At 41.4% G+C, this 10,486-nt stretch carries 11 protein-coding genes; 10 read left to right on the forward strand and 1 reads right to left on the reverse strand.

What is annotated here, in order from left to right; all coding sequences use genetic code 11:
- Window positions 1–101: 101 nt before the first annotated feature.
- From JT739_RS05835 to JT739_RS05845, 3 genes are all read left to right on the forward strand, one after another.
- Window positions 102–692 carry a TatD family nuclease-associated radical SAM protein gene (locus tag JT739_RS05835; protein ID WP_237660170.1) on the forward strand — a complete coding sequence of 197 codons (591 nt, stop codon included), beginning with the start codon at window positions 102–104 and terminating at the stop codon, window positions 690–692.
- A 182-nt stretch (window positions 693–874) separates the two neighbouring features.
- Window positions 875–1,708: a 16S rRNA (adenine(1518)-N(6)/adenine(1519)-N(6))-dimethyltransferase RsmA gene (gene rsmA, locus JT739_RS05840; protein WP_237660171.1), complete on the forward strand. Its 834-nt coding sequence runs from the start codon at window positions 875–877 to the stop codon at window positions 1,706–1,708.
- Window positions 1,709–1,798: 90 nt separating this feature from the next.
- Window positions 1,799–2,269: a ribonuclease H-like YkuK family protein gene (locus JT739_RS05845; RefSeq protein ID WP_237660172.1), complete on the forward strand. Its 471-nt coding sequence runs from the start codon at window positions 1,799–1,801 to the stop codon at window positions 2,267–2,269.
- Between the two features lie 40 nt (window positions 2,270–2,309).
- On the opposite strand, the gene JT739_RS05850 is transcribed toward JT739_RS05845, so the two are convergent.
- Entirely contained in the window at window positions 2,310–3,098 is a 789-nt protein-coding gene (locus tag JT739_RS05850) for a glycosyltransferase (RefSeq protein WP_237660173.1), read from the reverse strand.
- Between the two features lie 100 nt (window positions 3,099–3,198).
- On the opposite strand from JT739_RS05850, the gene yabG reads away from it, so the two are divergent.
- The 7 genes from yabG to JT739_RS05885 all read left to right on the forward strand — a co-directional run bounded on the left by yabG (window position 3,199) and on the right by JT739_RS05885 (window position 10,402).
- Complete coding sequence (gene yabG / locus JT739_RS05855) at window positions 3,199–4,062, forward strand: sporulation peptidase YabG (RefSeq protein ID WP_237660174.1); 864 nt, start codon at window positions 3,199–3,201, stop codon at window positions 4,060–4,062.
- 23 nt (window positions 4,063–4,085) lie between these two features.
- Window positions 4,086–5,513 (forward strand): stage II sporulation protein D, encoded by a 1,428-nt coding sequence (gene spoIID / locus JT739_RS05860; protein ID WP_237660175.1) that lies wholly within the window; start codon window positions 4,086–4,088, stop codon window positions 5,511–5,513.
- Window positions 5,514–5,671: 158 nt separating this feature from the next.
- On the forward strand, window positions 5,672–5,950 hold the full coding sequence (locus JT739_RS05865; RefSeq protein WP_237660176.1) for a Veg family protein: 279 nt from the start codon (window positions 5,672–5,674) through the stop codon (window positions 5,948–5,950).
- 105 nt (window positions 5,951–6,055) lie between these two features.
- A complete protein-coding gene (locus JT739_RS05870) occupies window positions 6,056–7,069 on the forward strand; it encodes a S1 family peptidase (protein WP_237660177.1) in 1,014 nt (337 codons plus the stop codon).
- Between the two features lie 289 nt (window positions 7,070–7,358).
- Window positions 7,359–8,087: a CAP domain-containing protein gene (locus tag JT739_RS05875; RefSeq protein WP_237660178.1), complete on the forward strand. Its 729-nt coding sequence runs from the start codon at window positions 7,359–7,361 to the stop codon at window positions 8,085–8,087.
- A gap of 286 nt (window positions 8,088–8,373) precedes the next feature.
- On the forward strand, window positions 8,374–8,667 hold the full coding sequence (locus JT739_RS05880; RefSeq protein ID WP_237660179.1) for a hypothetical protein: 294 nt from the start codon (window positions 8,374–8,376) through the stop codon (window positions 8,665–8,667).
- Window positions 8,668–8,746: 79 nt separating this feature from the next.
- Window positions 8,747–10,402, forward strand: a complete 1,656-nt coding sequence (locus tag JT739_RS05885) for an SPOCS domain-containing protein (RefSeq protein WP_237660180.1) — start codon at window positions 8,747–8,749, stop codon at window positions 10,400–10,402.
- Window positions 10,403–10,486 lie beyond the last annotated feature (84 nt).

Genomic DNA, 10,486 nt, shown 5'->3' on the forward strand with positions numbered 1-10,486 from the left:
TATCACAGAATAACAACATATCATTCCAAATTCCTTGTAATTTTTTGGGCTCTATGTTAAAATATGCTTGTTACCTAAAATGTGATGGACGGTGCAAGTAGATGATAGTGTATAAACTAGGGGAGTCGTTGTATTTAAATATTACAAATCGATGTACAAATGACTGCGATTTTTGCATCAGAAAAAATGGGCCGGGGGTAGGAGGATACAACCTGTGGCTTGAGAAAGAGCCTACAACTAAGGAAATAATAGAAGCCATCGGAGATCCTACAGGTTATAAAGAAGTGGTGTTTTGCGGGTATGGAGAACCCCTTATGCGGCTTCAGGTAGTCATTGACGTGGCAAAACACCTTAAAAAGACATACCCCAATATCCCGATTAGGATCAATACTAACGGTCAGGCTAATATGATCTACGGTGAAGACATAACTCTGCAGTTAGAGGGCCTCATAGATGTCATTTCCATAAGCCTTAATGCGGAAAATGCTGAAAAATACAATGATTTATGCCATCCGGAATATGGCGAAGATGCCTTTTACAGCATTTTGGAATTTGCCCGGAAAGCAAAAAATCACATTCCCCGGGTAGTGCTTTCAGTGGTTGATGTGCCCGGTATAGATATACAAAAATGTGCCGAACTTGCCGAAAAACTTGGTGTGGAATTTAGAGTCAGAAGCTATGAAAAAAGATAGGTTATCCTATCTTTTTTTTAGCTTATCGATAACGGCTCTCTGTATTATGAAACCTTGAGTTTAAAAATCAATTGTTTTTCAAAGATTATATAGTAGTGTTAGCTTAACAAATAGTTATAAGTTAAGCCAAGCTTTTATAGGCTTATTGCGAGGAGGAAAACGCCATAGATATTAGACGCATAATGAAAAAGTACAATGTCAGGGCTGATAAACGGCTCGGTCAACATTTTTTAGTTGACACCAGACCCCTTATGGCAATGCTGGAAGCAGCAAAGCTTTCGCCCCAGGATGAGGTCCTTGAAATAGGTCCGGGGCTTGGGGTGCTCACTACGGAGCTTTGCTCAAGGGCAAGCAGGGTGGTGGCTGTAGAAAAGGATCGGCAATTGATTCCTATACTGGAGGATTTGACCAGAGATTTCAAAAATATTTGTATATTAGAAGCAGATGTGTTAAAATTAGATATGGAGAAGCTGAGGAAAGACCACTTTAACGGCGGGTTTAAGGTAGTAGCAAATCTTCCCTATTACATCACAAGCCCCATTATTATGAAAATCATAGAAAACCGCCACCTGATACCCCTTGCAGTTCTCATGGTCCAAAAAGAAGTGGCTCAGCGGCTTACGGCAGAGCCTGGCACAAAGGATTACGGCATCCTTTCTATTGCGGTCAATATGTATGCTGATGTGAATATGGTTTGCACAATAGGCAAGGAAGCCTTTCTTCCGCCGCCTAAAGTGGAATCAGCGGTTGTTCAAATCATGTTGCGGCAAAAACCTAGGGAAGAGGTGGATGACGAGGCGTTTTTCTTTAAAGTTGTGGAAGCTGCCTTTGGGGAGCGGCGAAAAACGGTAAGAAATTCACTTAGTCGGAGGCTAAAAATTCAGGGTTCAGACTCTGAAGCAATAGACCAGGCTCTAAAGGAGACCGGCATAGATCCTATGCGCCGAGGTGAAACCCTTTCCATAAAAGAGTACGCAGAACTTTCAAAAGTGCTTAAGTGCAAAATAAGTGAATGAGGTTTTGTGGACAGTTTTAGCAGTAAATTAGATGGGCACACAAATTAAAGGCAGTACATACACTTTGTAATTTAGAATGGGATGGTCACCATGAATTTTGTAAACCCTACAAAAGGCAAGATGTCTGTTGAGGAGATGGTTCAAGACATTATTGCTTTTATGGAAGAAGTGCCTGGTGCTTCATACAAGTTAATAATAGGCACCGATTCTCAAGCAAGAGACAACACTTGCTTTGTTACTGCTGTAATAGTTCATCGAGTTGGAAAGGGAGCCCGCTACTATTATTACAGAAAATATATGTCAAGTGTGAAAAATTTGCGTCACAAAATATTTACAGAAACCTCCATGTCGCTGGAAGCAGTGACCCGGTTAAAAAAGGAGCTGGATAAAACCCGCTATAAAAATATGGATGTAGAAATTCACGTGGACATTGGTCAAAACGGCGACACCAAAGAGCTTATTCGTGAAGTGGTGGGCTGGGTCATGGGCAGCGGATTTAAGGTTAAAATAAAGCCAAATGCCTGTGGTGCCACTAAAGTGGCTGACAGATATACCAAGTAATAAAAGGGCATTTCCGTGCATTAGGAAATGCCCTTTTTGATTAAGTGTTAGACAGGAACTTTTCCAATATGTCAAAGCGCCTTAAGGGATTATATCCCTGATATTCTTTAAATAGATAACTGCGTGCTCTGGGCCTGTCATTATAATAATTTATAGCTTCTAGGGTGTCTCCAATTATCGTATCTGCAATTTTCTTTGCGTGAAAATAATTTCTTATCTTTGAGCCAAGCAATCTTTGGGGCAGTTTTGCAGGAACTTCCACCGAAAGGCCATGCTTTTTGGCAAAGGCCAAAACCATAGGCGGCACTGCAAAGTCTCGAAAATCGATACTGTCCATTAGTTTGCGTGAAACTGCGTGGGGCCCGTGTGAGGGTGTAGCTACGCCAATTTTATCATAAAGGCCAAGCTTTAGATTTAAAAGGCTTCGAAAGATCAGCACCTGTTCTGCCAACTCGCTTTTGTACTCCAAATCCGGATAGCAATCAGTCATGGCTAGGTCTACTCCGCATTTTGATACTACATGGATTAGTTTCTTTATCAATATCCCTATATTTCCAATCAAATCACCATCTACGAAAACAACACATGTGGCACCGCTTTTATAGGCGTAATATGCGCCGATAGCTCTGGGGACGTCTACGCCTAGCTCTTGTGTAAAGTGCAAAATTTCCACATTTTCAAGCCTTAGTCCTTTTACTTCGCTCATGGTATTATCGGTGGAACCGTTTATTACCACAATAATTTTTTCAACCGGGGTTTCTTTTAGCATAGTGAGAACTTTGCTGATCCTGCCTTGCTCATTTTTGGCAGGGACAACAGCCGCGTTCATCTTCCCACCTCTTGCATACGTGCTCACATCCCCCCTGATACCATCATATTATGTAATAAGCAAAACAAAGGTGAAATATAATGAAATGGGGGGTTAAAGGGTGGCTAAAATCAAAGTAGGAGATGTTGTGGCTCGGGCATCTTACAATAAAGACGTTTTTTTCAAAGTAGTTGACATCATGGAAGACAAAGGTTGCTGCACTTTAAAAGGTCTCAATATCAGAGTACTTGCCGATGCTCCTATTGATGATTTGATTGTGCCAACATCTGCTGAAGTGAGAGAATATAAAAAAGATTACATCAGGAAGAGTAATGAGTACATGGAACGCATCTTTTATCGGCGTGAACTTGAAAGACAGAGGCGAATGACGCGTTCAAATACAGATGGGAATAACGGTTTTTTTGATTTGCCGGGGGTGGTTCTTCACATCGACGGTGATGAAGAGTACCTGGATTTGTGCCTTACTACTTATAAACAGTTGGATATAGAAGCATATGGTGAGAGCATACCAGAAAAACTCCAACCAAAGAAAATAAACAGTCTTTTAGTTAAGTACAATCCTGATATCTTGGTTATTACAGGCCATGACGGCTTGCTGAAAGAAAAAAGGGACTTTAACAGAGTAGAAAATTATCGCAACTCCAAGTATTTTATTGAAGCAGTAAAAAATGCCAGACGTTTTGAACCATCCCTGGATGACTTAGTTATATTTGCAGGTGCATGTCAATCTTATTACGAGGGGATTCTTCGAGCAGGGGCCAATTTTGCCAGCTCCCCACATCGGGTATTTATACACGCATTAGACCCGGTGTTTATCATTGAAAAGGTGGCATATACGCCTATAAATCAAATTATTTCTGCTCGAGATGTAATAGATGCCACTATTACCGGAATTAAAGGTATTGGAGGCGTTGAGACCCGCGGCAAGCTTCGGGAAGGGCTTCCTCGCTCGCCTTACGAATAAATTGGCACTGGTGGTGAATTTTAATGGATTACGGCAGTGAAGAACTGGTAGTAAAACTCTACGACATCGATCAACAGGAAGCGCGGATTATTGGTTTAAAAGAGTATGTTATTGGTGCGGTGGCAGCCAGCATGCCTCCCGAATTTCCGAAGGAAGCTTTAAAAGCCCAAGCCATATGCTGCAGGACTTTGGCAGTAAAGCGCATGGGCATTTTTGGAGGCAGCGGCTGTAAACGACAGCCGGGTTTTGATGTCTGCAACGATTCCCTGCATTGCCAGGGGTTTATGGATATTGAGGAAAGGCAGAAAGCATGGGGAAGCCGCTATGAAGAGTTTACGGAGAAGATCACTGCTGCAGTAGAGGACACATCGGAAGTTATCATTGTCTATAACAACAATCCCATAGAAGCTGTTTATCACACAGCCTGCGGAGGGTGTACTGAGGACTCGGAAAATGTCTGGGGAAACAAAGTCAGTTATCTGAGACGGGTGGAATGTATATATTGCAAAGACTCACCCTACTGGAAAACTACTAAAAATTTTTCTGTTCGAGAACTAAAGCGCCGATTAGCCATAAACTTTGATGATAGCCTTTCGGATAATAGGGAAATACCTGGGCTGTTAGAAAACATCAACTCTACAGCCTCTGGGCGCATTAAAAAAATTAAAATAGGAGATATGATTTTTCAAGGAGAGGATATAAAAAACCTGCTTGGCCTTTCATCTACCAAGTTTTCCTGGAAGGTTTCAGCTCTTTCATTTCAAGTAATGGGCCACGGCCATGGGTTAGGCCTTTGTCAGTATGGAGCCCGCGGAATGGCCCTTTTGGGATTTCCAGTAGATGAAATTTTAAAGTTTTACTTTACAGGTGTGGAATTAAAGCGCCTTGAAAGGCCTACTTATACTAAACCCTTAATTGGCAAAACCATAGTAGTGGATCCTGGTCACGGCGGCGATAGTGGAAACTCAGGCCCTATGGGTCTATCAGAAGGCTATGTCAATTTGGAAATAGCAAGAGCTGTAGCAGAAGGGCTTATGCAGTGCGGGGCAAAGGTGATGCTAACTCGCGACAAAAATGAGTTCGTCAGCCTTTCAGAGCGGATTCGAATTTCCAATGAAATTAAGCCCGATATAACACTTAGCATTCAACAAAACTTTTTCCCGGATGAGCAAGTGGGAGGCACAGAAACCTTTTACTATCCCGGTGACGTAGAAGGGAAGAAAATAGCGGAATTTATCCACCGGGAGCTGATAGCGCACCTGCAACTTAGCGATATGGGTGTAAAACCTGCGGATCTTTTTGTCCTTCGGGAGACCAACAATCCTTCTGTCATGGTAAATGTGGCAGCCCTCAGCAATCCCGAAGAGGAGCGCTTGCTTTCAGAGCCCCAGTTTAGGCAAAAAGCTGCCACGGCGATAATTAACGGAATAAAATGCTATTACCAAGAATGATTGTGATAATTAAAATTCTATACCCATAATCATTTTTTTTTGCCCTTTATGTCGTTGACAAAAGCAGCCGAACCTGATAAAATATTTTAATATTTGACATTTGGGAAAAAACCTGTTATAATTTATACAGTATTTTTGCATTTTTGAGAGGTGAGATTATGGCTTCGGCAGATGCACTTAATAAGATTCGCAGAGATGTCCAGTCCCATGTAGGCAAGATGGTGAGACTAAAAGCAAACCGTGGCCGTAAAAGGACCTTTGAAAAGGAAGGTATATTGGAACAGGTTTATCCCAATATCTTTGTCGTGAAAGTAACCGAGTCTCCGGATTTTGTAAGGCGGATTTCCTACAGCTATTCCGATATACTGACTGACACTGTTGAACTTACGGTTATAAATAATAATGAAAATTCACAGCTCAAGTTCGGCTCAGTTTAGTCCCGGTGTTATCGGGATTATTTTTTTGTCAAGTTCATACACAAATACTCCCCTTCCCAAATATATATAGATATATAGCTCTATAGCTTTGGGAGGGGGTTTTTTATGGAACGGATTTCACGAATTTTGCGTCAGCATGAAAAAAAGCTATTGAGCCTGGAAAATGTCGTAGGTGTAGGCTTGGGATATAAAATAATACAAAATAAAATCACAAATAAGCCGGCTATAATAGTTTTGGTAAAAGAAAAGATTCCCGATGAAAAATTACTCGGTCGAAATTGCGTGCCCAAAGTTTTAAGCGATATTCCAACAGATGTAATAGAAGTAGGAGAAGTGAAACTGCTTGATGCCCGCATCGAGAAAGCAAGGCCTGCAAGGCCAGGCATGAGTATAGGCCATTACAAAATTACAGCTGGCACCTTGGGGGCCATAGTGAAAGACAGTAAAACCGGCAGACCTCTCATTTTATCAAACAATCATGTGCTGGCAAATGCTACCGACGGCACCGATGGCAAATCAGCTATCGGCGATGCGATACTGCAGCCAGGGGCCCATGATGGAGGAACATCATCTGATGTTATTGCACATTTGGAAAGGTTTATTCCTATTTACAGAAACACCACTACTAGCACCTGCCCTATAGTTAAAAGAGTTGAAAAGATTGTAAACAGCATTTTAAAAGTCATAAAGCCTGACTATGAAATTAATTTTGTCAAAAAGACCTCTTCCAAAAACCTAGTTGATGCGGCGGTGGCAAGACCTATAAAAGATGAGTACGTAAGCTCAGATATAGTGGGTCTTGGCAAGATAACAGGCATACAGCAGCCTAGTATTGGCATGACAGTTCAAAAGAGCGGTCGCACCACGGGAGTTACTTCAAGTGAAATAAAGGCCATGAATGTGGTGATAAATGTGATGCTGGGGCCCGGTGAAGAAGCTACCTTTTATGATCAAATTCTCACGGGACCTATGGCCCAGCCCGGAGATAGCGGTTCTCTGGTAGTTGATGAAAACATGAAAGCTGTAGGCCTTTTGTTTGCTGGTTCCGACCAGGCTACATTGGTAAATCCCATAACTAACGTTATAAAACTCCTTCAAATAGAGATACCGGAAGCATAAGCTTTGAAATTATAAATTTTTAGGCTGTTGAAAGGGTCAACAGCTTTTTTATTTATGCCAAATTTTAAGCAAAATGGCAAAAACAAGAGATTTTTGTGGTTAATTTACCCATATTAGGCCTTATTTGAATAAATCAAACAAAATCCTCATTTTATGCTATTTATTTCATGATACAAAGGGTCTCGAATATATATCTGGAATTTTACAGTTTGTCCAATTTTGTAGAAAATTATATAATGTCATTACCACAGACGGCTGTGGCAAAAACTTAAGAAGGAGGCAATATAAATTGAAGCATAATTACAAGAGAATATTAGCCGTACTTCTAACTTTCGTTGTTTTGGCTTTGCCGGGAATTGCAAGTGCTGAAGTCTACTATACCATTAAGCTAAACATCAATGGTCAAACTTCAACGATTAAGCTTCCCATCGACTTAAACTCTATTGCAAAAAACTCTGTCAATACATTTAGATTAGTCTACACCTATAAAGACGGGAAATGGGTTTTGACTTCAAAGGAAGGCACTTTACCTGGTAAATCTGAGCCCGTACAAAATCCAGCACCTAAGGCTCCGGTTGAAGAACCCAGCAAGCCGCAAACTCCGGCACCAAGTACACCTGAGGTAAAAGGTCTTACAGCTGATGAAAGTAAGATGTTGGAATTAGTAAATCAAGAAAGGCAAAAGGCAGGCCTTAAGCCACTTACCATTGATATGAGGCTTGTGGACATTTCTCGTAAAAAGAGCAAAGACATGATAGACAAAAACTATTTTGGTCATACTTCTCCTACATATGGGACTCCCTTTGATGCACTGAAAAACAACGGCATTTCTTACAGATACGCCGGGGAGAACCTGGCAGGGGCTCCTACCGTTGAGCAAGCTCACAAGGGGCTTATGAACAGCCCGGGCCATCGCGCAAATATATTAAACCCCAATTTTACCCACATTGGCATTGGTGTCGTGGAAGGCGGCCCTTACGGCAAGATGTTCACACAGACATTTATCGGGGTAAATTAAGGCAGTATGGCTCTAGAATGATGAAAAAAGCTGCTACACAAAAAACGTGTAGCAGCTTTTTATCTTTATCCGGCAAAAACCATAAAAAATTATTCACATATAATGTGGATTTATTGTGGATAATTGTGGATAACTTGTTGATAATGTGGATAAACCTTGACGGTACAATAATTCGCTCCATTTTTATAAAATAGTTTGGTTTATCTATTGCTCACCTTTTCAATCGGCATTCATATAATATATTAAGCACGTATATCCTTAGATTATTGGGAAGGGAAGGTGGCAAATGAAGGTTCTTGTATTTATTGTGGTTATAAGTATTGCATTAGTAGTATTTTACTTATTTTTGAAAAAGGCTTTTGAAGTGCGTTTAGACAAAACAAAAGATATGTCCGATGACAAAGCTAAAATAAAACCGCTTCTTCCCGAAGGAGAAGAGCAGGAGGAAGCTATTGGGGAAGAAAGTCCGGTGGAAGAAGAGCCGCAAGAACAAAAAAAGCCTGAAGATGCGGACTGCTGCCAGCCAAGTGCCCAGAAAGAACAATGTTGTGAGGAAAAAGAACAGACACAACAAGAATAGATTTTTATGTAACATATTTGTCAAGCTTCACATATATTATATGAGTAAGGTGGTGAATTATAGGGAAAGGAGGATTTAAATGGGGGTTTATTTGACTAAGGAACTGGTCAGGGTGGACCAGGTTGTCGGTGAAGATAAAACTCAAGCTATAGTTGAAGGGACAATTATGTTACCTGACGGAAAACCCGATATAGAGCGGGTCATATCCGTAGATGCCACACTTGATACCGAAAACTTGGAAACAAAAATCCTTGATTCCAAAATCGGCAAGGTCATCATCGAAGGCAATGTTGATGTCAATGCTATGTACGTGGCAGACGTTCCCGAAGGTCAACCGCAACAGCCAGTTCATTTTGTAGAAGGAGAAATTGATTTCAGCTTTTTTGCAAAAATTCCAGGTGTAAAAAAAGACATGGATGTTAGGGTCAGAGCCAAGATCGAACATATTCAGTACAGCTTCGACCCCAATCGGCCTAGGGAAATTAAAGTAAGGCTTATTGTAATGTTCTTTGTGAAGGTAACCAAACGAGTTGAAATCGAAATTGTTATCGATGCCACAGGGCCCAAAGATCTACAGGTGCTCAAAAAGACATTGCGTGTTGAAGATGTCATAGGTGAAGCAAGGGCGCAAAACATAGTCAAGAGCGATGTAGGCGTGCCTGAAGAAAAACCGGATATCGAACAAATAATTAAAGTAGAGGGAGAAGTACGAGATGTAACTACCAAGATTATCAAAAATAAGATTATCATTGAAGGCGTCCTTGTAGTCGGGATTCTGTACGTAGCTATTGCTCCCGATGGAAGACCACGTCAACCGGTACACTTCATGGAAGCAGAGATACCCTTTACGCAGTTTGTGGAAATTCCAGGTGCCGATGAAGGTATGGCAAGATTTGTCCGGGTAGAAGTTGAGCACATTAAAGGGCGTCGCAAAGATGAAAGGACCGTAACAGTAGAGGCCATATTAAAGATAAAAGCTAAAGTCTTTGAGACCAAGATACTGCAGGTAGTCATAGATCTTTACAGCCCATCAAAAGAGCTCCATGTGGAGAAAAAGCGGCTTAAACTGGATCAGGTCATAGGCGAAGATGAAAATGAAATTGTAATCAAAGATACGCTGACAGTGCCTGACGAAAAGCCGGACATTGAGCAGATTTATAAGACCAACTGCAAGGCTAGAGTAACCGAATCAAGAATAATTGACGGCAAGGTTATAGTAGAAGGCGTCCTTACACTTGAAACCCTGTATGTGGCAGATGTGCCGGAAGGCGAGCCGCAGCAGCCATTGCACTTTATGGAGCATGAGGTAGATTTCACCACGTTTGTGGAAATACCCGGTGCCGAAGAAGATATGATGCTGGACTTTGATGTAGTAGTTGAGCACTGTTCTTCATCAGCAATACCTAATGAACCACGGCGCTTTGATGTCAGGGCAGTTTTAGGCCTCTTTGCCAAAGTGACCCAAATGGTTCAACTAGATGTAGTGGTCGATGTGGAAGAAGAGTATGGCGAAGAAGAAGCAGAGGAAGAGGAAAAGAAGGAAGAGAAAAAAGAAAAGAAAGAAAAGCATGATGATAAGCCATCAATGACCATCTACATTGTTCAGAGAGGAGACACTCTGTGGAATATAGCCAAGAGATACAATGTTACTGTAGAGGCCATAGTTGCTGCCAATAATATCCCAAATCCCGACTCCATCATGCCTGGCCAGCAACTGGTGATACCCAGAATGTAAATTTAAAATCCCGCAAGCTGCGGGATTTTTGTTGTCATTCGAATACCACGGGCTATGCCCGTGGTTCCGAAAAGCTTATAGCTA

Origin of the sequence: Tepidanaerobacter sp. GT38 (assembly GCF_021991635.1) — a bacterium.
Lineage (GTDB): Bacteria > Bacillota > Thermosediminibacteria > Thermosediminibacterales > Tepidanaerobacteraceae > DTU063.